This window comes from Rhizobium sp. BK377 (genome assembly GCF_014193935.1).
Lineage (GTDB): Bacteria > Pseudomonadota > Alphaproteobacteria > Rhizobiales > Rhizobiaceae > Rhizobium.
This window is the reverse complement of sequence record NZ_JACIAC010000002.1, coordinates 248076-271701: the sequence shown is the minus strand read 5'-3', so window position 1 is coordinate 271701 and position 23626 is coordinate 248076. Positions and strand designations below refer to the sequence as shown.

General features: G+C 60.4%; 22 protein-coding genes. 6 read left to right on the top strand and 16 right to left on the bottom strand.

Annotation, left to right across the window (positions count from 1 at the left end; translation table 11 throughout):
- Positions 1-69: 69 nt before the first annotated feature.
- Positions 70-2127, bottom strand: coding sequence for a hybrid sensor histidine kinase/response regulator (locus FHT92_RS09970; protein ID WP_183824376.1), 2058 nt, complete (start codon positions 2125-2127; stop codon positions 70-72).
- Positions 2111-3622: an ATPase domain-containing protein gene (locus FHT92_RS09965; protein ID WP_183824373.1), complete on the bottom strand. Its 1512-nt coding sequence runs from the start codon at positions 3620-3622 to the stop codon at positions 2111-2113. Before FHT92_RS09965 ends, FHT92_RS09970 begins: the two co-directional genes overlap by 17 nt.
- Positions 3623-3864: 242 nt before the next feature.
- On the opposite strand from FHT92_RS09965, the gene FHT92_RS09960 reads away from it, so the two are divergent.
- The gene (locus FHT92_RS09960; protein WP_183739591.1) at positions 3865-4161 is read left to right on the top strand and encodes a YkgJ family cysteine cluster protein; all 297 of its coding nucleotides are present in this window, start codon (positions 3865-3867) and stop codon (positions 4159-4161) included.
- 17 nt (positions 4162-4178) lie between these two features.
- On the opposite strand, the gene FHT92_RS09955 is transcribed toward FHT92_RS09960, so the two are convergent.
- Together FHT92_RS09955 and FHT92_RS09950 are read right to left on the bottom strand one after the other, a co-directional pair.
- Positions 4179-4649, bottom strand: coding sequence for a DUF3597 domain-containing protein (locus FHT92_RS09955; RefSeq protein WP_183824371.1), 471 nt, complete (start codon positions 4647-4649; stop codon positions 4179-4181).
- Positions 4650-4856: 207 nt separating this feature from the next.
- On the bottom strand, positions 4857-5432 hold the full coding sequence (locus FHT92_RS09950; RefSeq protein WP_183824368.1) for a transglutaminase-like cysteine peptidase: 576 nt from the start codon (positions 5430-5432) through the stop codon (positions 4857-4859).
- Between the two features lie 191 nt (positions 5433-5623).
- Here FHT92_RS09950 and FHT92_RS09945 point away from each other — a divergent pair, with 191 nt between their 5' ends.
- The gene (locus FHT92_RS09945) at positions 5624-6931 is read left to right on the top strand and encodes a hypothetical protein (RefSeq protein WP_183824365.1); all 1308 of its coding nucleotides are present in this window, start codon (positions 5624-5626) and stop codon (positions 6929-6931) included.
- Positions 6932-7382: 451 nt separating this feature from the next.
- Here the strand turns inward: FHT92_RS09945 and FHT92_RS09940 are convergent, their stop codons facing one another.
- Entirely contained in the window at positions 7383-7859 is a 477-nt protein-coding gene (locus tag FHT92_RS09940) for an Lrp/AsnC family transcriptional regulator (RefSeq protein ID WP_183824363.1), read from the bottom strand.
- 105 nt (positions 7860-7964) lie between these two features.
- Here FHT92_RS09940 and FHT92_RS09935 point away from each other — a divergent pair, with 105 nt between their 5' ends.
- On the top strand, positions 7965-8504 hold the full coding sequence (locus FHT92_RS09935) for an alpha/beta fold hydrolase (RefSeq protein ID WP_312858758.1): 540 nt from the start codon (positions 7965-7967) through the stop codon (positions 8502-8504).
- 431 nt (positions 8505-8935) lie between these two features.
- On the opposite strand, the gene FHT92_RS09930 is transcribed toward FHT92_RS09935, so the two are convergent.
- The 6 genes from FHT92_RS09930 to FHT92_RS09905 form a co-directional block, all read right to left on the bottom strand.
- Positions 8936-9346 carry a DUF2442 domain-containing protein gene (locus tag FHT92_RS09930; RefSeq protein ID WP_183739574.1) on the bottom strand — a complete coding sequence of 137 codons (411 nt, stop codon included), beginning with the start codon at positions 9344-9346 and terminating at the stop codon, positions 8936-8938.
- Positions 9339-9566, bottom strand: a complete 228-nt coding sequence (locus tag FHT92_RS09925; protein WP_183739571.1) for a DUF4160 domain-containing protein — start codon at positions 9564-9566, stop codon at positions 9339-9341. Before FHT92_RS09925 ends, FHT92_RS09930 begins: the two co-directional genes overlap by 8 nt.
- Positions 9567-9851: 285 nt before the next feature.
- Complete coding sequence (locus tag FHT92_RS09920; RefSeq protein ID WP_183739568.1) at positions 9852-10124, bottom strand: transposase; 273 nt, start codon at positions 10122-10124, stop codon at positions 9852-9854.
- Positions 10125-10131: 7 nt separating this feature from the next.
- Entirely contained in the window at positions 10132-11577 is a 1446-nt protein-coding gene (locus FHT92_RS09915; RefSeq protein WP_183739565.1) for an HlyD family type I secretion periplasmic adaptor subunit, read from the bottom strand.
- A 14-nt stretch (positions 11578-11591) separates the two neighbouring features.
- A complete protein-coding gene (locus FHT92_RS09910; protein ID WP_183824357.1) occupies positions 11592-13307 on the bottom strand; it encodes a type I secretion system permease/ATPase in 1716 nt (571 codons plus the stop codon).
- 103 nt (positions 13308-13410) lie between these two features.
- Positions 13411-13983, bottom strand: coding sequence for a PE-PGRS family protein (locus FHT92_RS09905; protein WP_183739559.1), 573 nt, complete (start codon positions 13981-13983; stop codon positions 13411-13413).
- Positions 13984-14481: 498 nt separating this feature from the next.
- On the opposite strand from FHT92_RS09905, the gene FHT92_RS09900 reads away from it, so the two are divergent.
- Both FHT92_RS09900 and FHT92_RS09895 read left to right on the top strand, forming a co-directional pair.
- Entirely contained in the window at positions 14482-15567 is a 1086-nt protein-coding gene (locus FHT92_RS09900; RefSeq protein ID WP_183824354.1) for a hypothetical protein, read from the top strand.
- A 739-nt stretch (positions 15568-16306) separates the two neighbouring features.
- Positions 16307-17044 carry a response regulator transcription factor gene (locus FHT92_RS09895; protein WP_183739553.1) on the top strand — a complete coding sequence of 246 codons (738 nt, stop codon included), beginning with the start codon at positions 16307-16309 and terminating at the stop codon, positions 17042-17044.
- A gap of 177 nt (positions 17045-17221) precedes the next feature.
- Here FHT92_RS09895 and FHT92_RS09890 read toward each other — a convergent pair whose 3' ends face one another.
- Together FHT92_RS09890 and FHT92_RS09885 are read right to left on the bottom strand one after the other, a co-directional pair.
- Complete coding sequence (locus FHT92_RS09890; RefSeq protein WP_210278419.1) at positions 17222-17926, bottom strand: DUF899 family protein; 705 nt, start codon at positions 17924-17926, stop codon at positions 17222-17224.
- Positions 17927-18100: 174 nt separating this feature from the next.
- Positions 18101-18421 (bottom strand): hypothetical protein, encoded by a 321-nt coding sequence (locus tag FHT92_RS09885; RefSeq protein ID WP_183739540.1) that lies wholly within the window; start codon positions 18419-18421, stop codon positions 18101-18103.
- Between the two features lie 408 nt (positions 18422-18829).
- Between FHT92_RS09885 and FHT92_RS09880 the strand changes: the two genes are divergently transcribed.
- Positions 18830-19066 (top strand): hypothetical protein, encoded by a 237-nt coding sequence (locus FHT92_RS09880; RefSeq protein ID WP_183741794.1) that lies wholly within the window; start codon positions 18830-18832, stop codon positions 19064-19066.
- 167 nt (positions 19067-19233) lie between these two features.
- On the opposite strand, the gene FHT92_RS09875 is transcribed toward FHT92_RS09880, so the two are convergent.
- From FHT92_RS09875 to FHT92_RS09865, 3 genes are all read right to left on the bottom strand, one after another.
- On the bottom strand, positions 19234-19590 hold the full coding sequence (locus FHT92_RS09875) for a cupin domain-containing protein (protein ID WP_183824349.1): 357 nt from the start codon (positions 19588-19590) through the stop codon (positions 19234-19236).
- A gap of 377 nt (positions 19591-19967) precedes the next feature.
- Positions 19968-22484 carry a S8 family peptidase gene (locus FHT92_RS09870; protein WP_183824346.1) on the bottom strand — a complete coding sequence of 839 codons (2517 nt, stop codon included), beginning with the start codon at positions 22482-22484 and terminating at the stop codon, positions 19968-19970.
- Between the two features lie 6 nt (positions 22485-22490).
- Positions 22491-23615 (bottom strand): AAA family ATPase, encoded by a 1125-nt coding sequence (locus tag FHT92_RS09865; protein WP_246735202.1) that lies wholly within the window; start codon positions 23613-23615, stop codon positions 22491-22493.
- Between the last annotated feature and the right edge of the window lie 11 nt (positions 23616-23626).

The window sequence follows — 23626 nt, the reverse complement described above, 5'->3', positions numbered from 1 at the left end:
CTGACGCAGTTCAAACGTTCGAGGCGGAAAAAGGATGCATGGCATGGCCTTCCTCGGCTGGAAGATGCGCTATCCCGATATCATCAGCTTGCCGATCTGCTGGGCCAGCTGATCCTGGGTATAGGGTTTTGCGAGCCTTGCGACATCGAGGTCGAGGCCCGGCGGCAGTTCGGCATAGCCGGAGGCGATCAGGATGGGCAGGCGCGGGGCGATCTGGCGGGCGGCCCTGGCGAGTTCGCCGCCGGTCATTCCGGGCATCGAGTAATCGGTGATCATCAGGTCGAAGGCTGTGTCGTGGCCGAGGCAGTCGAGCGCTTCCTTGCCGGAATGGGCTTCCACCACCTCATGCCCGAGATCCGCCAGCATATCGGCCGAACTCATGGCGATCAGCACGTCGTCGTCGACGAGCAGGATGCGTTTCGGGCCGGATGCCGGTCCGGCATTCTCCGCCGGAGCTTCGGCGGGCTCCGGCTCGGCAGCGGGCGCGGTCGAAACCGGTATCCACAGCTCCGCCGTCGTTCCCTTGCCAGGCTCGCTTGCAAGCTTCAGGTCGCCGTTCAGCTGCAGCGCCAGGCCGTGGATCATCGACAGGCCAAGCCCGGTGCCCTTGCCGAGTTCCTTGGTCGAAAAGAACGGCTCGATCGCCTTTTGCAGCGTCTCCTTGTCCATGCCGTGTCCCTGATCGGCGACGGAGAGAACGACATAATCCCCGACCGCGAGTTCATCGCTGGCAACAGGCTGGCGGGCCTGCTTCAGCTCTATGCGGATGGTGCCGCCAGCGGGCATGGCGTCGCGGGCGTTGACGGCGAGATTGAGAAGCGCCAGCTCGATCTGGTTGACATCGGCCGAAACCGGCGGAAGCTCCTCGGGAATCACGGTTTCGATCGTCACGGTGGAGCCGACGGAGCGTTGCAGAAGGTCGGCCATTCCCGCGACGAGGCCGGTCATGTCGACGGGGCCGATCTGAAGGTCCTGCCGGCGCGCGAATGCCAGCAGCCGCTGGGTCAGCGATGCGCCGCGCCGGGCGCCCTGCAATGCGCCTTCGATGAGGCGGATCGCCTTGCCATTGTCGCCGACATGCTTGCGCAGCAGTTCCAGATTGCCGAGCACGGCCATCAGCAGGTTGTTGAAGTCATGCGCCACGCCGCCCGTCAGCTGGCCGATCGCCTCCATCTTCTGGGCCTGGCGAAGCTGTTCCTCGGCCCGCTCGCGCTGGCTGACTTCCGCCATCATCGTCGCATGGGCCTGTTCGAGTTCGCGGGTGCGCTCGGCCACCCGTTCCTCCAGGATCTCGTTGAGCCGCCGCTGATGCTCCTCGGCCTCCAGCCGGGCGGTGATATCCGCCGAGACGCCGACGAGCCTTATCCCTCGGCCGGCGCGATCGCGGTGAAGCTGGGCGTGGAGTTCGGCCCAGTGGACGGTGCCGTCCTTCCAGACCGTCCGGTATTCGATGGAATAATCCGATCCCGTCTCCACGCTGTTCTGCAAGGTGGCCAGCACCCGGGCGCGGTCGTCGGGGTGGATCGCCTTTACCAGGTCGCGATAGGTGAAATCCTCGTCGGCGCCGTGGCCGAAAATGGCCTTGCAGGTGGCCGAGGCCGTCAGCATATCGGTGGCGAGATCGAGCTCCCAGGCGCCGAGACGGCCGGCGGCAAGCGCCGTCTGCAAGCGGCGTTCGCCTTCGTCCAGCGCCTCCATGCGCAGCCGGGCTTCATATTGGCGCCTGCGCCCGCGCAGGGCCGAGCGCACGACGCTGATGAAGGTCGTGGCATGGAACGGGCGTTCTACGAAGCTGACATTGCCGAGCACCTCCGACAGCCTTGCGGCGGCCGGATTACGCTCCGGGCCGCCGCCGCGGTGGGTGAGGATGATGAAGGGCAGGTCGGACCAGCTCGGCTGCGCCTCGATCCATGCCGAGAGCGCCCGCAGGTCGGCATCGCGCAACGCCTCCTCGGTGATGATGGCAAGCGCAGTGTCGTCGCCGAGGCAGGCGACGAATGAGGTGAGGTCGGATGCCGCCTTCGACGGAATCCCGGCTTCCCCCAGAAGCGCGACCGCGATCTGCGCATCGCGCCCGAGCGGCGCGTGGATCAGGGCAATGGCATCACGGTTAGGAATGGTCGCCATCCTCGCGTTCGTTTTGCAGCAGCAACGGCTTACTGTCATTGACGAGCGTCGGAACGCCCCGAAGGATGCCCTGGAAGCCGGTGAGCGGCTGGCCGAGGGTCAGGCCGTCATCGGTGATCTTGTATTCGCGGATTGTTTCCTCGTGTTTGCCCGTCCGCTTCTTGATGACGGACACGGCCCGGCGGACCATGCCCTGGGCTTCGAAATATCGAAGCAGGATCACAGTATCGGCGAGATAGGTCACATCGACGGGCGATTTCATATCGCCGACGAGGCCGTGCTGGGCAACGGTCAGGAAAGTGTTGGCGCCCTGCCGGTTCAGATATTGCAGCAGCTCGTGCATATGCAGGATGAGGGCGTTTTCTTCCGGCATCGCTTCGTGGTAGCCGTTGACGCTGTCGAGGACGACGGTCTTGGCATCGTAGTCTGCCACCCGCTCCCTGACGCGCTGGGCAAATTCGCCGGGCGACAGTTCGGCGGCATCCAGCTGTTCGATGTGGATCATTCCGTCGTCGCTCATCTTCTGAAGATCGAGGCCCATCGGCTTCGTACGAGCAAACAGCAGGCCCAGCTCCTCGTCGAAGATGAATATCGCGGCCTTTTCGCCGCGCTTGACGGCTGCATCGACGAACTGCAGCGCAAACAGGGTCTTGCCCGTGCCCGCCGGTCCGATCAAGAGCGTGCTCGACCCGCGTTCGATGCCGCCGCCGAGAAGCTGGTCGAACTCCCCAATGCCGCTCTTCAGTACCGTGCGCGCAAAGCTCGTCTTGTGCTCGATGGCGCGCAGGCGCGGGAAGACGGCGACACCGCCGGTCTTGATGATGAAATCGTGATAGCCGCCGCGGAAGGCCTGGCCGCGATATTTGAGGACCCGCAGCCTCCGGCGCTCAGGCCCGTAATTGCGCGCCAGCTGCTCGAGATGGATGACACCGTGCACGACGCTATGGACGGTCTTGTCCAGATTGTCCGAGGTCATGTCGTCGAGCAGCAGAACGGTCGCATCGGAGCCGGAAAAGAAGTGCTTGAGCGCGAGGATCTGCCGGCGATAGCGCAGCGAACTTTGCGCCAGGAGCCTGATCTCCGAAAGGCTGTCGATGACGACCCGCTGCGGCCTGACGCGCTCGAAGGATTCGAAGATCAGCTTCGTCGTTTCGCCGAGTTCGAGATCGGAGGAGTAGAGCAGGCTCTGCTGCTGGTCGGCATCGAGCAGGCTCTCGGGCGGCACGAGTTCGAAAATCTCGATCTCCTCGCCAATCTCCATGCCGTGCGACCTGGCGCTTTCGTATAATTCCTCCCTGGTTTCGGAAAGGCTGATGTAGAGGCAGCGCTCGCCAAGGGCGGCACCTTCCACGAGAAACTGCAGCGCGATCGTCGTCTTGCCCGTCCCCGGAGACCCTTCGAGGAGAAATACGTGATTGCGTGTGAAGCCGCCGGCAAGGATGTCGTCCAGGCCGGCGATGCCGGTTCTCGCCTTCGTTCTTAAAGTTTCGTCCATGCTTCCTCCGGGTTTCAAAAAATAGGACCGGTTATTGCCGAGACAAGGAGACATCAAACGCACGAGACAAAGAATAAGTTCTCGCCAGCCGAAAGATTCCAACCAAAGGTAAGATTTCCTCAAGCAACTCCACCTGGGGAGGCCAGCAATCCTTCCCCTACCGCAGGCTGGCGGCAAAGATTGCGCGCGGCGTTTCAGGTGCGGCTTTGCATCCTTGGCAGCTACAGTGCTAAGAGCCACCCATGACCCTATCAACAGACCTAGACTGTCAGGCCTGCGGCGCGTGCTGTTCCTATTCGAGCGAATGGCCGCGATTTTCGACCGAGAGCGACGCCGACCTCGATCTACTGCCGGCGCATTTCGTTTCGGCAGACCAGACAGGCATGCGCTGGGACGGAGACCGTTGCTGTGCGCTCTCAGGCACGGTCGGCTCCCATGTCGCGTGCATGGTCTACGATATCAGGCCGGATGTCTGCCGCGCATGCCTGCCCGGCGACGACGCCTGTTTGACGGCGCGCAAAGCGTTCGGTTTCACCTAGCCGCTTTCAGCCGTCACTCAATCCAGGAGGTCTGCCGGCACCTTGCCGCCGTTTTCCGACAGTTTCTTCATGAGCGCCTTGTGGAGGAAGGTGTTCATCTTCGCGCTGTCATTGGTGTCGCCGGTGTAACCGAGTTCGCCGGCCAGCTCCTTGCGTTCGGCCATGCTGGCATCCATTCCGAGCGCTTTCATGAGGTCGACGATCGAATGGCGCCAGTCGAGCTTCTGGCCGGATTTCTTGACGGCCGCGTTGAGGATCTGCTCGATATCGGCACTGCTAACCTGGGTGGGGCTTGCCTGAGCGGGGTTCGATTGGGCCGGCGGCGGCGCGCCGGTTGCGGGTTCGGTCACCGGCGCGGATTTCGTCGCCGGCGCGGGGGATGCTGCGGGCGCAGTGGAGGCCTGCGGGGCTGCGGATGCGGGCTCTTGAACAGGTGCTGCCTGTGCTTTGCCGAAAATCGCGTTCTTGATGCGGTCGAAGACGCCCACGGGGAAACCCTCCTCTTGTGGTTGCGATCTGGAAACGCCTGTTGGAACCGGGTTTCCAAGGGATGACCGGGAGAGAACTAGGGTGGCGGCGCGATCCGCAAAGGTGGCGGACGGGAATCATGGGGCGTGAGACGCGGTTCTCAGGTATTAAACGTCTGCGTCCTGTATACCCGAGCACTCGGCGTCAATAATTACGCCCCCAGCCGATCAAGAAAACTCATTCGCCCGCGGTCCGGCCAGCGTCACGCGCCATGTTGAGCGGGCGCGGAAATCCTGCGTCGCCAGAAACGTATAGGGCGTGGCTCGCCAGGGTCTTACCCCGTTGTTGAGATTGTCGAGCACGTAATCGCCATCGTCCAGGCGGGCGATCAGCACGACGTGGTTTTCGTCATGCGGGCCGATTACCACCGAGAGCGCCAGGCGGTTTGCCGGGAATCCGGCGTCGATCAGGTCCTTCATCTTCTGCAGGGCATAATCCTCGCAGTCGCCCCGGCCGCCGACGGGCAGGGTCCAGTCGTCAGCGGAGCGGTCCTCCACCGAGCGGACGGAGAGGTTCACGGCGCGGGTGACCCTGCGCAGAAGCGGCATGCCCGCCTCATCGGCCGGCCCGCGGGTGCGGGCCGGAACAGCCGTCCCGTGGCAAAGCCAGCGATAGCTGGCGCAGGCGGAGGCGAAGCCCACCGGCGCGCCGATGCTCCTGCCGACCGGCAGAGGCTGCCCGGCAAGTGCTTGAAATTGCGAGGAAAAGAACACAAGGGAAGCAACACAGAAAAGCCGCAGCATGAATCACCCCTCTATTATGCGCGGGGAAGGTAACATGGTTTACAGTAAAACTTTTAATAAAATTTATTACTTGCATAATTAACTATAGGTTAAGAAGCTGTGCCGTAATCCATCGTTTATTCTTGGAATTAACAGTTCGCTAATATAAACATTCTCCCAGTTAACGGGTTGTTAACCTAGGGAGAAAAAAGATGATCAGCAAAGCAGCGAAGTATAGCGTCGCCGTTGCTTACCTTCTGGCCAGCAGCAGCCTCGCGATGGCCGCGCCGGCAGTCGTCAACTGTGCCAAGGCCGCGCCTGGAACGATCGAGGCCCGCCTGTGCCTGCCGACGAAATCCATCCGCACCGACAATGACAGCCGCACGGTCAACAACGACAGCAGCGGCAACCGCTTCGGCTCCAACCGATCCGGCTCTAACCGCTCCGATTCTGGCAAACAGGCGTCGAACCAGGGCTCTTCCGGCGGTCAGAACACCGGCGGCAATGATGGCAATAGCGGCGGTTCGGGCAATACCGGCGGCTCTGGCAACACTGGCGGTTCGGGCGACACCGGCGGCTCTGGCAACACTGGCGGTTCGGGCGACACCGGCGGCTCTGGCAACACTGGCGGCTCCGGCAACACCGGTGGATCGGGCAACACCGGTGGTTCTGGCCCTGGTGATGGCGACGGCCCCGGCGGCGATCATGGCGGCAATGGCCACGGCCATCATGGCGATCATGGTCACCACGGCGACAACGGCCACCACGGCAATAACGGCCACCACGGCAATAACGGTCATCACGGCGACAACGGTCACCATGGCGATGGTGGCGATAAGGGCCACGGCGACAACGGCGGTCAGGGCTGGGGCCAGCGCAACGACCATCCGGGCAAGGGCGGTAAGGAAGGCTCGAACAAGGGCGGCAACAGCTCGAACAGCGGCGGCTCCAACAACGGCGGCGGCAACGGCGGATCGGGTAGCGGCGGCAATGGCGGCGGCTCCAACAACGGCGGCGGCAACGGCGGATCGGGCAGTGGCGGCAATAGCGGTGGCTCCGACAACGGCGGCGGCAACGGCGGTTCCGGCAGCAGCGGCAATAGCGGTGGCTCCGACAACGGCGGCGGCAACGGCGGTTCCGGCAGCAGCGGCAATAGCGGTGGCTCCAACAACGGCGGCGGCAACGGCGGATCGGGCAGTGGCGGCAATGGCGGCGGCTCCGACAATGGCGGCGGCAACGGCGGTTCCGGCAGCAGCGGCAATAGCGGCGGCTCGGACAACGGTGGCGGCAACGGCGGCTCCGGCAGCAGCGGCAACAGCGGCGGCTCCGACAACGGCGGCGGCAACGGCGGTTCCGGCAGCAGCGGCAACAGCGGCGGCTCCGACAACGGTGGCGGCAACGGCGGCTCGGGCAGCGGCGGCAATAACGGTGGCTCCGACAACGGTGGCGGCAATGGCAGTTCCGGCAGCGGCAGCTCCGGCAACGGCGGCTCTGGCAAGGGCGGACACAAGCCCGGCTGATCCGGCATCCTGAACCGGGGAAGGGCTTCAGGGTCGAAGCCCTTTTTCCAAATGCAGCATTGGAAATGCGGCCCGGCGATGGTGACTTCTTGCCATCATCAAGGGGCGCATTCCCTTTCCTTCCTCATTCCTGTGCCCGCGTGCTGGCGCGAAGGAAATCACAGGAATCCAGGCATCACGCCTAGGCGCGATGCGTGGCTCGCTTGTACTGCGTAGGGGGTCATTGCGCCTGAGGGGAGCGGGCGTGCTGGATCTCCGTGAGATAACCCGGGCTGGGCCGGGAACACGGAGATGAGGAAGGAGAGGGGGCGTAACAAAGATCGGTCCAAGCCGACATATGCAAGCGAAATGGGCTTCAGCGATGAAGCCCTTTTTTATGCGGCGCGGGCGGTGCCATTTGCCCGCCATGGGTTTCCCGGCTCGCAGGATATCGCGAAGCCATCGATCGGCGCTAACGTTCCGCGATCAGATCGCGACCGATGGGTTTCGGGCGTTCGCTGCGTAAGACGATCGCCGTGGTGACGGGACCGTAGCGGGCAATCGAATCGACGATGCTTTCGAGGTCGGCCGGCGACGGCACGATGACTTTAAGGTGGAAACAATCCTCGCCCGTTAGCCTCAAAACCTCGATGATTTCAGGCATCTCGGAAAACTGCTTCAGACACGGTTTAATGTGTTCATGCGTCGTGCGCAGACGGATCACCGCCATCATTCCAAACCCGAGGGAGGCAGGGTCGATGACCGCCCTGTAGCCTGTGACGATGCCGCGCTCCTCAAGTCGCTTGAGCCGCTCCGAGGCTGCGGGCTGGGAGAGGCCGACTTTTCTGCCGAGTTCCGAGACGCTGATCCGTCCGTCGTCCTGAAGAATTTCGATCATGGCGATATCGGTCGGATCAAGCGCTGCGCGACTATCGGGAACTTTTGCCATCTGCCTTGAATCCATCGGTTTTCGCTTCTCTTTTCCGATGAATGCCAATTCCGTCCGCGGCTGTAAACAGCCAGAATGGCCAGGACGCGACGAAGAGGTGAAGCGGTGACCGAATTCATTCATCTGCCGGGTATCGGCAACTCCGGAAACGCCCATTGGCAAACGCGCTGGGAGGAGGCCGACACGTCCATCCGGCGCTTCTCGCCGGCAAGCTGGGACGAGCCTGATCTTTCCGACTGGACCGCGGCGCTGGAACGGGCCGTGCGATCTGCGAAAACCGCGCCCATCCTGGTCGCCCACAGTCTCGCATGCCTGCTGGTCGCGCATTGGCAAAGACTATCGGAGGCGCCGGTCAGGGGCGCGTTTCTGGTGGCCGTGCCCGATCCAACCTCTGCGGCGTTCCCCGCACAGGCGGCGGGCTTTGCGGCCGTGTCGCAGGAACGGTTTCGTTTTCCATCCCTGATCGTGGCAAGCACCGACGATCCCTATGGCTCGCTCCCCTATGCCCGGGAGAGGGCGGCTCAATGGGCAAGCGGACTCGAAGTCGTTGGCGCCTTCGGCCATATCAACGGGCAGAGCGGCCTGGAGAACTGGCCCGAGGGGCTGGGATTGCTGAAAGCGTTTGCAGCTGCCTCTATCATCTGAGGTCGGATACGCAAAATCAGCAAGCGGAGACAAAAACACTTCCAACCCCACAAGCGGGAGGGGCTTAACGTGCTGAAGCCGCTTTGCAAATCTTCGACGTTCATGAGGGGTGAGGCGTGCCGCAGGTTAGCCCCTCCCGCTTGTGGGGAGGGGTTGGGGAGGGGCTTTGATGGGTCCAAACCGGCTACATACTGGACAGTATAGGCTGACGACATGATTGATAGGTTTTGTGCTCGGCAAAGGAGGGCTTTGCCGATGCCGTGGAAAGAGACCTGTGCGATGGATGAGCGGATGCGTTTTCTAGCGGCCTGGAAGGCGGTTTGCCGGTGACGGTGTTATGCGACAGTTTCGGGATCAGCCGCTAGACCGGCTAAGAGCTGGTTCGGCCGATCCTTCGGGCTCGCGGGTTTGGCCCAGCCATCTGCAAGCGCCTAGCCGTTCTTCCGGGGGCGTCCGCCCTTGGCACCGTTGGCACGGCTTGCCTCGACCTTTGCGGCTGATCGGGATTGGCCGCCTCGACGTTGCGCGTCCATGAACTTCGCGGTCCCGAAGAGGCCTTTCATCAGTCCGGCGATGGTAAAATCGACGTCCAGGCTTTCCCAGTGCAGTCCGGTCTCACCGAGAAGCTCGACTTCCGCCAACTGCGCAACGGTGGCATTTTCCAGGCCCTGGATCGATCGGGCAGGCACCATGAACGCGGCGCCGTTGGTGAAATCCACAACAATGCGGCCGGATGCTTCATCGAAACGGACTGATGCCGGGATCGGCGCGCGGGCGCGTTCCGCCTCCCCCTTCAGGGTAGCGTCTTGGTAGTGGCGATCTTCAAAGGTAACTTCACCCATGGATGCTCTCCCATTTCTCGATGAACAGGCGCCTGTTCGCCTGGACAATGGCAAGGGCGATGCCCAAATCCCGCTTCTTCATTCCCCGGTTCGATAACACCGTGAGATCAAGGATATTGATGCGGGCTTCCCCATCTCCATAGACATGGGTGTGCGCCGGTTCGTGGTCATCCGTATAAATGACAAATCGCATTCCTGCTTCGCGGAGAACGGTGACCATGCTTCAAAATAACCCAACAAGTTGGGTTTTTCAAGAGCCGTAAGGCGCTCGACTGCTAGCTTACGAGCGCAAAAAATGGTGCCGACGATCCCACAAGGGGGAGGGGCTTAACGTGCTGAGCCGCTTTTCAAATCTTCGACGTTCACAAGGGGTGAGGCGGTGCCGCAGGTTAGCCCCTCCCACCTGTGGGGAGGGGGTGGGGCTTCATCGAGTTGCACAAAGGGTGCAAGGTCAGGACCGCAGCCCTTCGGCCGCCACCAAGCCACCTCCATCCGGAAGTCAGCCTCACCCTTTCGAGGTCTTCGCCAGCATCTCGCTCAGCGTTGCGGCAGAGAGCATGGCTTCGGCCAGCAGCTTCTTGAGCTTCTGGTTCTCTTCCTCCAGCGCTCTCACCTTTTTGGCAGAGAGACCGACATTTCCCGACTGCAGGGATTGCCACCGATAGAAGGTCGGCTCGCTGATGCCGTACCTGTGGCAGACATCGGCCACCGTCACGCCGGCCTGGTGTTCCCTGAGAATGCCCGTAATCTGGTCGTCGTCGAATTTTCTCTTGCCCATCACACGGTCAGTCCTCGCGAAATGCTCTGTTGAAACTGTCGAGGAGTGGTCTGACGGCATAAAGCGCCACGCTGGTTTGGCCCGTTTCGATCAGTATCTGCGCGGGCATGCCCGCGACCAGTTCGACATCCCTCATTTTCGCCAGCCGCTCGTCGGTGACACGGATCGTCGCGGCAAAATAGGGCTGGCCGGTCTGCGTATCGGTGAGACGGTCGGCCGATACATATTCGACGCGACCTTTGAGGAGCGGAACGCGCCGCTGATTGTATGGCAGGAGATGGACCTGTGCTTCGAGCCCGGCACGGACGAGGTTCATGTCCTCAGGCCTGACATGGGCAGAGACGATAAGGCGGTCGGCGCGCGGCAGGAGATCGACGAGCGGTTCGCCCGCGCCGATCACCCCGCCGGCCGTGTGGACGCGCAGGTTCATGATCGTTCCGTCTTCTGGAGCACGGATATCGGTCCTTGAAACCTGGTCGTCGATCGCCCGCAGGCGCTCGCGCAGCTGCATGATCCGGCCTTCCGTATCGCGCATGCCTTGGGCGACTTCGCTCAACCGGTCGCTCTCGAGCTTTGCGAGATCGGCCTGTGCCTCGCTGATCACCTGGTAGGCGCGGGAGATCTGCGCCTCTACCTGACCCTGCTGGCCGTCGAGATCGGCCTTTTCCCGCTGGAGGTTGAGAAGCCTGCTCTTCTTCTCCAGTCCCTTGGCGTTGAGGGCGCTAACCTGATCCAGTTCCTGGCTGGAGATTGCGGCTCTGTCGGCGAGTGCTGCCTTCTGCGCGCCCAGTCCGGCAATTTCCTGCCGCACCTGCGCGATCTTTTCGTTGGCGATCTGGATTTCCGCCTGCATGACCCGGCGGCGGGCTTCGAATATTTTCTGTTGCCCGGTCAGAATGGCGCCGACCGAGGGATATCTCTCCATCGCCGCCCTGAGATCTCCGGGATAGGCAATGTGGTCGCTGCCCGTCTGCTCCGCAAGCAGGCGGGCGCGGCTTCCCTCGGCGTCCCAAAGCTGCCCCTGAATGCTGTCGCGCTCGGCGCGGGACTTGGTATCGTCGAGCTCTATCACGATCTGCCCGCCCATGACCGTATCGCCGTTTCTGACGAGGATCCGTCTGATAATCCCGCCTTCCAGATGCTGAATGGTCTTGCGGCTGGTTTCCGGTTCGATAACGCCCGATGCGACCGCAGCGCTTTTCAGCGGCGCTATGGCCGACCAAATCCCCAATCCCACGATGAAGACCAGGATCAGCAGGTTGCCGGTCCGAACAACGCTCCTGAGCCCCGGCATGGGCGAGGGGGGCGCAGGGCCGCGCTGTTTCGGATCGATGACCGGGAAATAAGCCGTCTGCCGTTCGGCTCTCGCCGTCGAGCGCCGGGCGAAGCGCTGGACCGTCCTTGACCAGTTCGACGATTTCGCCGGCTTTGCGTCCAGTTGAACAAGGGTCACGGCAGCGTCCTTCCCTATGTTCCCGTTCGAGACGGCGGTTGAAGATAGGTGTCGTAAATTCGGTCGCTGTCGCCGAAGGCAGCCAGCATGCCGTCGCGCATGATGGCAATCTTGTTGGTGACCGGCAGGATCCCCATCCGGTGCGTTATGATGATGACGGTCATGCCCCTGGCTTTCATGCGCTCGATTGCCTTAAACAGCATGCGTTCGCCGTCATAATCCAGGCTCGAATTCGGATCGTCGAGAACGATGAGAGATGGATTTCCGTAGGCTGCGCGGGCCAGCCCAAGCTGCTGGCGCTGAGCGCGAAGGAGCAGGTTTCCCCCTTCGCCGATATCGGTCTCATAGCCGCGGGGCAGCCGCATGATCGCTTCGTGCAATCCAACCAGCTTGGCAGCGTCGATCGCCTTGCCGGGATCTCCTCCGTCCAGCCGACCGATCACATCCTTGATCGCCCCGCCGAAGAGTTCGATATCCTGCGGCAGGTATCCGACATGGCGGGTCCCCCCGCAAAGGCGCAAGGCCGAGATATCCACCCCGCCGAGAAGAACACATCCGCTCGTTGCCGGCACGACGCCGGCGATGACGCGACCGAGTGTCGATTTTCCCGATCCCGACGGACCGATGAGCGCGACGCAATCGCCAGGTGCCAGGCGCAATGTGATGCCGCTCAATATCGGCCGGTTGGCGAATGGGACGATATAGCTGACATTATCGAGAATGAGGCCATTGGGTTCCGGCATCGGCACCATTCGCCCGTCATGTTGCGAGGCGACCGTTATCAGCATTCTGTTCAGGCGATTGAAGGCGCTGCGCGCAAAGGTAAGGGAGCGCCATGCACCGATTGCGCCCTCGATCGGCGCAAGCCCGCGTCCGAGCAGCAGGCTCGAAACGAAGATGATCCCGGGACTGCCGCTGTTGACGAGCACCAGCCATGTCGCCGATCCCATCATGAGGATCTGCGCCAGCGTGCGGATCGATTTGGAGAAACCGAGAATGATCTCCGTGCGATGCATCGCGACGTCCTGTGCCTTTCTTGCCATTTCCGCATCGCGATAGACGATCTGTGCAGCGCCATCCTGCATGCCCATTGCCCTGATCACCTCGATGTTCTTGAGGGCGGTCGCAAATCGCAGATAGCTGCTCGAAAGGGCAAAATTGGCCTGGGTCAGCGGCTCTTTCGTCGCCACTTCCGTCAGGAAGGCAAACAAGAGAAGCGCAACTGCGCTCAAGAGACCGATGGTCCCGAGCAGCGGATGAACGAGAAAGAGCAGGAGCAGGAATACCGGCGCCCAGGGAACGTCGAAGAAAAGGGAGCTCGCCGGTGAATCGAGGAACTGGCGCAATGAGGCCAGGTCGCGGTAGCACTCCGTGGCCGATCCGGTATCGGCAAGCGTGGCATATTCGAAAGATGCCGTCAGCACCATAGGCCGCAGCCTGTGGTCCAGCCAGCTGCCGATGCGCGAAAGAGCGGCCCTGCGAACGATGTCAAGCATGGACCCGACCAGCACGGCGACGGCGATGATCATCGTCAGCATCAGCAGCGTGTCGGCGCTTCGGCTCGACAGGACCCTGTCATAGATCTGCAGGAGATAGACGGAAGGCGCCAGAAGAAAGAGATTGTAGCCGCAGCTATAGAGGAAGACCAACCCGAAGGCCCCGGCACAGGCTCGCAGCGCGACAACGAGATGTGTCTGCGGGCGCGATGGCTTTATCGAAATCGTTGCCATTATCAGATCTCGCTGCATTCGATACTGACAAGAAGAGGCTGCTTGCAGGGTCGGCAATAGTGGAGGGTCGCCAGCCGAAACCGGCGACCCTCAGGGGTTGAATTCATGAGCCGAGATGGCTGACGTCGATATGACCAAAGGCGTTTATGAAATGATCGAGCGCATTGTTCACGGTCGTCGTTTCGGGATTGGTGTGAACCACGGCTGAGGAGATGTCGCCGCCGAGCGCGTTGTTCCCGTTGCCGCCGTTGCCGCCGACGCCTGCCAGGATGGTGGCATGCTGATCGGCCATCAGCTGCGTATATTGTGTTGCGGTCGTGCCCGCATTCACGGTCGCCGTGTCGCCGCCGCTCGTATTTCCTTGGTCGCCGTTGGAGTGAGCCGCTCCGCCTGCGCCGCCGGCGCCGCTGGTGAGCGATGCCAGGAAGCCGTTCTGGGCCTGGCTGAAGCCACCGGCTCCACCGCCGCCGGCGTCCCAATCTGCCCCCTGCCAGACGTGATCGCCGTTGTGCAGATGGGTATCTGCCCCGTAAACCGTTTGCACGGGGTTCACATAGGCAATCGGGTTGTAGTCGATATTGCCATTATTGATGCCATCGCCGCCGTTGCCGGCATTGGCGTCGCCTGCGTCAGGGTTATGGAGATAGATCGTGTCGGATAATTGAGGAATAGGCATTGATATCGCTCCTTGGTACTTGGTTTCGTCCGGATTTCTTCTACGGCGTCCCCTTTACGGCGTGGGTATTCAATCTGCCGCCGCCAGCCAATACAGCCGCCGGCGAATAGTGGCACGATTTAATCTCTGAGATAGCCGGATATTCGGCGACGTTCCTTTGGGCGTATACTTGGAGAGACGGGGCGTTGCTTTCGATCGGTGTCTGGAGTGGCGGCTGCGCGTGGCAAAGGAGATACTGTCCGGGGCCGGAAAACGCTCGTGTCTCGCCGCGAAAAAGGCACGCCGCGCCTTTTATCCAAAGAGGGATTTGGTGCTTTCAAACGCGCACAACGGGCGCTGCGGCCATGACAGCCAAATGGCTACAGAACTAGCCGAGGGTATGTAGACGAATTGCAGGCTCTGCTTTTTGCGCGTTCGGATGCACAATGCCGGAACAATTCAGGCTGCATATCGCTGCACGCCCGGTGGCCGTGCGGTTGGCCGCGAATGGAGACGGTGATGACGGAAGCTCGTCCCTCATTGGAAGAATTGCCCAAGGCGGGCACCGATCAAAACCTCGTCTCCAATGTGGCCGCGGGGCATCTGGCATTGGTGCCGACCTGGCTTCCATTGGATGTCGCTTCCGGTCCATCTTATAGTTCAGCCGGCAGCGGCGGTGACGGCATCAGCGAGGGTGTGATCAGCGCCAATGCTTTCGCCGTCTTCATGCCGTCCAATGCCGCTATTGCAGGACCGCATTCGTCTGCCGACGCCTTCCAGGGCAATGATGCGCTCGTCAATCAGCATCCGACCGAAATGGCCGGGATCGGCGGGAATGGCGGCAGCGGCAATGTTGTCATCGGCAGCGGCGAGGGTGGCAATCATGCCGGCAGCGGCGGCATGGGGCTCTTCTACGGCGGGCTCGTCAGCACCGAAACCGCGCTGTTTGTGCCCGTCAATACGGCCGTGGCTGCAGGCCCGGGTGCCACGGCCCACGCCGACCAGTCGAACAACGCCCTGTTCCTGCAGGGCGCAACCCAGATCGGCGGCATGGGCGGCTCGGGCGGAGACCACAACGTTGCGGGCCATGACTCGTTGAGCCCGGGAACGTCGCTGACATTGACCGGCGACTTTTATGCCGGCCATGGCGGCAATGGATATTTCGTCGGCAGCATGGTCGACGTCAGTATCGCCATATTCTCGCCGATCAACATCGCGATCGGCGCCGCAGGCGGCTCGGCTGAGGCGCATCAGACGAACAATGTCATTTTCGATCAGGGTGCCGTGCAGATCGCCGGCATCGGCGGCAATGGCGGTGGCTTCAACCTGTCGTCGGACACGATCTTCACCGGCAATCATGCAGGTGGCGGCGGCGGGATCGGATCGTCGACCGGCAGCATGGTCGACGTCAATTTCGCCTATTTCCATCCGATCAACATCGCCGTTCCCGCCGGCGGGACGGCGGACGCCCAGCAGATCGATCATATTCTCTACGACCAGCACGCGCTCCAATTGGCCGGCATCGGAGGGCACAGCGGAGACGGCAACCTCACGACCGCCCATTCGGCTCTCGTCGACGATATCATGGACTTCATGCACAGCTAGGGCATTTCCATCCAAGGCGGAATGCAGGAGCGGCAGGCAGGTTTTGCCGGAATTGCCCCTGACAGCGCCCTTCGATCTTGAGCTTTATCGTGTAGCAGATATCCCGGGTAACCCTGACATGACTGACGAGGCGTGGCATCCCGCACGGAAAACCGCTTGATACTTCCCCGAAAAGCTCCATCGGATAGACTCCCACTTGGCGGTGCCGGCGCGGTGCTGCCTCGGCGAAAACGCTGCCGCCCGGTATCCCTGCGCCGTCAAAACCCCTAGTTAATCAGTAATCATAATGAGTTATCATCGATCCCAGGCTCCCGGTCGCTTTTCGCATCGGCCGTTTTGCCGTCGAGGTCCGCTTCTGCTTTGGATCGGGATATGGACACAAAGCCCGGCCGATCGGCAGGCCGTTCCAAGCAACGACTCTTGCGCGAAGGGAACTGAAGAAGATCGCCTGCCTTTTCAGTGCCTTTGAAAACTTTGTTGACCCATTTGCCGTACGTGAATTCGACAAAGAGCGGAAAGACTGCAACGACAAGTCGCTGCGGCGGCTCTCCTAGATAAGCTTTAAAAAGTGCACTGCATTCCCAGTCGTCTCTCGTTTAAGTCTTATAGACTATAAGAATTATCATGAGAGATCAGACTATTGATATGGGCAATACACTCGTTTTTTCTCATGACATGAAGCGAGAACAGGAATAATGTGAATAGCTGTTGGGTTGCAAATCTTCCGGGGAGCACGCAAGTGTCCGACAGTGTTAAAACCAAGCGCCGTGCGGGGCGCAATGCACCAACTGTGATCATTATTGGGCATTCTACACTGACACGCACCACCGTGGTGAAGCTTCTTCAGCATGAACTCGCCGGGTGGAACTTCATCGATCTGATCTCGGCCGAGAGTCTCGACCGGGCTCTTGGAGCCGAGGTGCGGCTGATCGCATTGGATCTGGCGGGCAGGGGTATCGAGAGTACCAGCCTGCGTGATGACCTTGCAGCGATTGCCGAACGTTTTCCCGAGGCTGCCGTCACGTTGCTCTCAGGCATCGACGACGTCAACATAGCCCGCCGGGCGCTCAAGATGGGCATACGCGGGCTTTTCTCGACGTCACTCGCCGTCGACCTTGCCCTTGCCGGCCTGCGTCTCGTTCTGGCAGGAGGCACATTTTTCCCGCAGCTGCTGGGGGCTGCGGCAAACGGCTCAGGCGAGCATGGCCCGGCGAGAAGCGAGGCGGAGAAAAGCCTTGACGACAGGATGCAATATCTGGCGATCGCCGATTTCACTCCGCGGGAAGCGGATGTGCTGGCAGAGCTGCAGTCCGGCTGCTCGAACAAGGTGATCGCAGGAAAACTGAATTTGTCGGGGCATACGGTGAAGATGCATCTGCAGCACATCATGCGCAAGCTGCAGGCGCAGAACCGTACCGAAGTGGTTGCCCGCTTGATTCAAAGAGCTGCCGGCGGGCCTGACCCCTCGCCGAGTTAGGCGGGTTGCGCGAAAGTGCGGCATTAGCGGGCAAGTACCACCAGGCGCATTCCAACGAGCTTCGCGGGATGGGCAATCTGTCGAGGCGGACCTGCCCATCTTCTGATACACGATCGGTAGGTCAGAGGCGGCGGTTACCATCGCCGCGGCGCTGACGCTCGATTTCGCTAGCCGATCTCAATAGACCAGCTTGGGATACCAATCCGTGCCGCGTCCTGCGGGCGTCATGTCGAGGATGTTCCAGAGCGGCGCGATGTCGACGGCTCCTCGCGGATCCTGTCCTGGATCGGCCGCTTCGTCGGGCATCTCGGCGTTATAGAAGACGTGTATGCCGTCGCCGTTCTTCTGGTAGACGGTGAACGCTGGAGACTCGCCGCCTCTGTCGTCGAGAAGACCGAGGTCGCGGGCATAATCATCGCCAACAGTCTGCACGAAATCGAGGTCGCGCCATCCCCGCTCAAGTGCGAACGCCCTCTGCCGCGCCACTGGACTGCGCCCCAGAATCTTGAAGGCAACCCGCTGCTTCACGTCGGCGGCGTTTCCATTCACTCCGCCGAGAAAGTTCGTGCACATCGGGCATGGCCGTTCACGCTGCGGTCCGTACATCCAGAAATAGGTGACCAACGTATCGTGCCCGCCGAACAGGTCGGCAAGACCGACTTCGGCGCCGTTTTCATCCTTGAAGCGATAGTCCTTCGCCACGACGGGGCCGGGGGGAAGCCGGCGACGCTGCTCGGCAAGGCGGGTAAGGTGACGACGCACCTCGATTTCCTCGGCCAGGAGTGCGGTTCTCGCCTCCGCATAGGCGCGACTTTCGTTTTCGAACTTCGTCACACGCTTCGCGGCCAGCTCCTTCGCCGGTTTCAACTCGGTCATGTTCATATGCTCGCTCCCTTTGGTCGCAATGGTTCAGGCCCGCGCTGCTCGCTTTCAGAGCGGCCGGCACGGCGATGGTCATCGCCTCGTTCGCAACGTGTAAAAGACGTTTGCGGGAGACGGTTTTCGACATCGCCCTCGAATTTTTACCCGAAAATGCATGGAAGGAGAAAAGTTTCGCTATTTTGGCGCCCGGTGCGCCCAATCGCCGTTACCGTTACCATTGCCATTTCGTATGAATTGCCACTCGATGCCGGTAATGCGCGTCGGCTTGACGATGTGCATGCGCGCCTGCAACAACCGCAGCGTTGGAACGAGCTTTTGGGGATCGGCGATTTCTGCGGGGACGGGCCTGCCCATCTCCTGATAATGCGCTTCCATTTCTTCCCTGAAGTCTCTGATATCGAAGGTGTCTACTCCGGCATTATACCAGTCTGTCAGGATGACATCGCAGACAATATCAAGGCTGTTCGGGTCGTCGGCGTCTAGCAAGGGCGGCATTGGCGGACCTTCCGAAGATGGAGTTCATCCCTAAGCGTCCCCCCGAAGCAGTGTTTTTCTGACGCAGCTTCGTCAGATGGCCGGCGAAACAGTGGGGCTCGCCACCCAGCACCTAGACGAGCCCCAGCCTCGGTGATCGTCTCATCTGTGTTCTCCACCGCGACATCACGATTAGACGCCCGCGCCTGAAGCGCAGCAATTCGACCAGTTGGGCTAGCCCTGATGTTTGCGGCACGAAATCACTGCTTCTGTGGGATTTTCTACGCCTGCAGCCCGGGAATAAAACTGTGGATAAAATCAGAACGGTACATTGTGATTAGCCCGTTGCAACCGCTGGTCTAATCCTTGCCGCGATAGGGCCAAGCCGAAAAATGTGGTAAGCGGCAGCCTGATAACAACAGGAGTGTCATAGTGAGCGAACCGAGCGTAGCAGATGCGACGAACCGTATTTACGAGTCACTGCGGGCCGATAATGAGGATATCGACCTGCATATCGCCAGTCTCAAGGCAGCCTTGGCGCGTGCGGGTCTGAAAGAGGCCGTCTTCGACCCCGCCAGGCTCGTGCAGAACAACCGGTCCGGCAGGAAGCTGATGCAGGCCTATTTCCGCCAGCGCGGCGTGACGGTCAAGTTCTCGGCCGAGTGAAGGCCTCATGGGATGGCTTGCAGGCCGCGGCCTGCAAACCGCCGTGGGCAAGACAAGATGGTCACGTTTTGACGCTGCTTGCCTCCGGCAATCGCCCCATGAAAGAGCGCGACATTAGAACGCCGCTTCATTTCCATTAAACGGCCTGCCAGATACCAGCCCCGCTATCAGATTCGCGGTTTCGGAGAAGGCTCTCGGTCGGAATTTCCGGAGTTGGGTTCGCCCTTGGGTTCGATCAGCAGGACCTTGGCTTCCTTTGCTGCGCGCGGCCGGTGAACGACGCCCCTGGGGACGATGAACAGTTCGCCGGCGCGGACGGTTCGGGAAGGTTCTCCCTCGATATCGATCTCGATTTCGCCTTCGAGCACGAGGAAGAAATCGTCGGTCGTTTCATGCTTGTGAAAGGGATATTCCCCGAGAAACTTCACGACCATCACGTCATTTTCGTTGTAATCCGCGATGACGTGGGGATCCCAGTGACTTGAGAAGCAGCCGAGCTTCTCTTCGAGATTGACTGTTTTCATTTTTCTCGCCTTTGACAAATAGACTCGGAGGGCCGCTCACCGGTGGCTTGGAGACCGGAAGAAACACAGGGGCCGCGTCACGGTCTTGAATGTTTGTGCGCATTGATGGCCTGAGGCTCTGGCCGGCTGCGACGCCGCAGTCGTTCGACACCATGCGGTATCCATGCCGTCTCGCTCGATGTCAGGCGTGGGGTGAACGCTTGTGGCGCTTTTGTACGAGGAAGGCCCAAACCGGACTTTTTCGTTGTGGAAGTTTTAATTCTGCTCTGTGCCCTTTAAGTGGTCACAGTGGCGAACTTCACCTTCAATTAGAAGCGGACATTCCCTGTATTTGAAAGGTAGGTGACGTTCTGCCGTGTTCTGGTAGCTTTCTGTTATCATTCAGCGAGTTCGATTCCCACAGGGACCTCAGGCGTGATTTCTGCGGCAATTGGGGTATAGAGATCGATATCAACCTCCGGCGAGGCCAGCGTGACGATTAACGCATAACGCGCCTGCTGCTCGCATATCTCTACCCGGTTCCTTTCTTTCCACCAGCCGCCCACTGGTTTCACGCAGATAAGATCGCGCGAGGCCAGTCTGGCGCCGCTGCCGATCCATTGGTCGCAATGGATTGAACCAGCCGAAATGCTGCTTGGCCCAAACTGCCAGCCAGAGTCATTCGGCCGCGAGGCGCTAGCCAACCCTTCGGGCATCGTTTCCTCTGCGTTAATGCCGGTACGAAATTGGATCTCGGTCTCTTGCGAGCGTTTGAGATCGAAACGCAACCCAAACGACTGGTACTTTTGAGGGTCAATAGCGGCGGCCCGACCGGGATTTGGCTCGATGAAATAGGAGAGTGTCACCTTCAGAATGAAGTTGTTGTCGGCGTATTGCTCCAGAAGTGCTTTGGGCCATGGCAGCGGGTAATAGTGGCATTCGTTGAAACCCACACTGGATGATTTCTTATTCTCTTGGATACTAACCTTCTTCTTATAGGGCTGGATGACCTGTTGGGCGACGAGCGCTAGATGCTCGTTCGCCGATCGGGTCGCGCGTTCGTAGGACGGCACGCCGTAGCCGAAGCATCGGGCCAAGCGCTGCTTTTCGCGGAGGCTGTCGGTAGCCTGAAGACGCTGCCACATAGGCTCTGTCCATTCCGCACTGTGCACCATCAACGCTCGGATGGTCTCCGGCCAGTAGTCGGGATGATCAGCTTTGATGCGGGCGGCAAGGCGGGAGGCAAGCGCCGTAGCCGCACTGGTCGCGGCGAAGCTTACGATGGGCAGACGGTCTGCTTCGCTGCCGGTCGTCAGCAACTCTAGCGAAGGGCAGGAAACGAGGCTCTCTCCGTTGGGCGATCTCGCACGGTTGCCGGCCTCCATGACGATTTCAGGTTTGACCGGCGTCTTACCCTGTACCCATGCCAGTGAATTGCGGGAATAGGGGCTCAACTCGCCCATGGCCGCCATGGGTTGATATCCATCCATGCCATCATCATCAATGATCTGTTTCTGCGTATATCCACCGACAGTTATCGCATTCCAAGCTTGTGCCGGGTCTTCGATGGGGTAGTTCTCAAAGGGCTGAAGATCAGCGAAGTTCATGACGGCTGGCACGTTGCCGGCCGAGATAAGGAAGAGGCGGCGTGGGGCGTCAGTGTCGTCACCCTCCATTCTACCGATGGCGACGCGATCGACGGATGCGCTCCAGCTTGTACCGCGTTCGCCTGACACATTTTCGTTTGTAATCGCCATGCAGAATACACGATGAAAATCGGGGTTTTGGATTTCGGCGAGAGCAACAGCGGTGGAGGTGATCGTGCCTAACCGCGCCAAGTCGTTCGGCGGGAAGCCGTCTGCGGGCATGATGCGGACCGATTCCAGCCGGTGATGAAGCGGTCGCTCGCCCTGATCCTGAAGCGCAGCGAAAAGATCGCCATGTAGCGCCAGTCCGGCCATCTCAGTACCGTGGCTGTCTGTCTTATTGTCGGTTGGCACCCAATCGGGATTTGCTGTAAGGATGTCACCTTCGGCTAGGGCGGGTTCAATGAGGACATGGGCGCGGTTGACACCAGTATCGAGCAGGCAGACGCGGGGCGCATCGGCCACTGGCCAAGCAACACGTTCTGCTAAATCCAGCGCCCAGTCATGTTGGTTCTCGCGCTCCTCCTCGGTGAAAAAGGACGGCGTGTCGGAGCCGCGTCGAAGCTCGGTGATGCCTTTGCAGGCGAACAGCGCCACTTCGATATCTGCTCGGCGAGCAAAGACCGGCACAACGATCGCTTCGGGGAAGTTCAGGCGGTAGTCTTCATCGGCAATTTGGCATTCGAGCCGTGTGAGCACCCGAAGCACTTCGTCCTCATAGCCGCTCATACACCAGACTTCCCACCAGATTCGCGCCTGAGCATCGGCTGGAAGTGCAACAGGGTTGTCGGTCCAGAAGGACATCAAGCGAGCGCGTCTAATCGTCTCGATCGGCTCAATGTAGGATTTATGCTGAGGCTTCTCTTTCGCTGTCAGCGGACCCGTACGATAGTCCTCCAATATAGTTTCGAGAACTGGTAATGCGTCATCGGGCACAAACAGAACTGTAGTCACCCGATTAGTTTCGGCGTCCCGTTTTGCCGCTCCCGACAGAATGCCAAAGTTCTTTTTGTCGAGGTTTTCGGTATTGGATCCCTTGATCAGCTCAATTTCGTAGTACGCGCCATCGGATCGTTCGAAACGTTCATCTGGCGATGGTGCATCCACCATCTCCTGAAAGGCAGCGCGCAATTGAGTGAGGAGCATAGCGCCGTGCTCTTCACGTATGCGCGGGGCACTGCCGCCTCCCTTGTTGCGAGGTGGTGATTTATATAGGCTCGCCTGCCGGCGATTGGAAATGTCGAGGTGAGGCAGGACGAAATCTGGCATATCAGATTAGCCCGGCTTAGCGTTGGAGAACGCCTCCTGCATGGCGCTCCGTTCGTCCAGACGTCGGACGAGTTCGTCTGAGGTGACGACATTGGTTTCGTTAAGGATAGCCGATTTAACGGCATCTTCGGTCGCGCGCGTGATTTCCGCTTGGCTCAGTCCTTCCGCGGCCTTAAATAATGTTTTCCATGCGAGACGCGGTGCATTGAACGGGCGTAGAGCGCTAAGGATGATCTGTTTCACCTGAGCTTGCGATGGCATGTCGAAGGCGACTACAAGGTCAAACCGGCGCAACAGCGCCTTATCCAGCAGGTCGGGATGGTTTGTTGCGCCGACGATAAGGCTGTCGGTCGAGTTCTCCTCCTCCATATACTGGAGGAAGGAATTCAGGACGCGTCGCATTTCCGCCACATCGTTTGTGGCGTTACGCCTGCCGCCGACCGCATCGAATTCATCAAATAGATAGACGCCACGCCGTTTCATTGTTTCGTCAAAAACGAGCCGCAGCTTGGCGGCGGTTTCGCCCATGAAACGCGTTATCAGGCCTTCCAGCCGGATGACAAAAAGTGGGAGAAGGAGTTGCCCTGCCAGCGCCTCGGCAGTCATGGTCTTGCCGGAGCCGGGTGGGCCGATGAATAGCGCACGGCGATTCGGCGTCTTGCCATGCTCGCGCAGCCAGCTCCGCTTTTGCTGCTCACGCACCAGTTCATCCAGACGCGCGCGAAGTGTTTCGTCCAGCACCACGTCTTTTAGAGTGTAACGGGGCTCCCGATGCTCAATCAGTCCGTCCAACTCGCCGCGCGGCTTGGCGAACTGGATCGCGACAGGAGATTCCCTGCGTGATTTACGTGCGGTTTCGACGGCGGAACGAAGCGCTTCGGCACTGGAACGGCGTCCCTGCCGCGCCTCGGAAGCGGCCACCTGCAAGGCAATCGAGTAGAATTGCTCGTCGTCACCCTCGGCGCGACTCTGCAACATCGCCAGTATTTGTTTCGTGTTGGACAACGGTTTAGCTTCCCAAGTCACCGGGCGGTTCTGTTGAAGGCAATGCGACTCTATATCGTAACTGCGGAAACAAAAGGTCAACCGCGATGGCGAATCGATGGCCCACAGAATATTCATCGATACCATAGACATTCCGG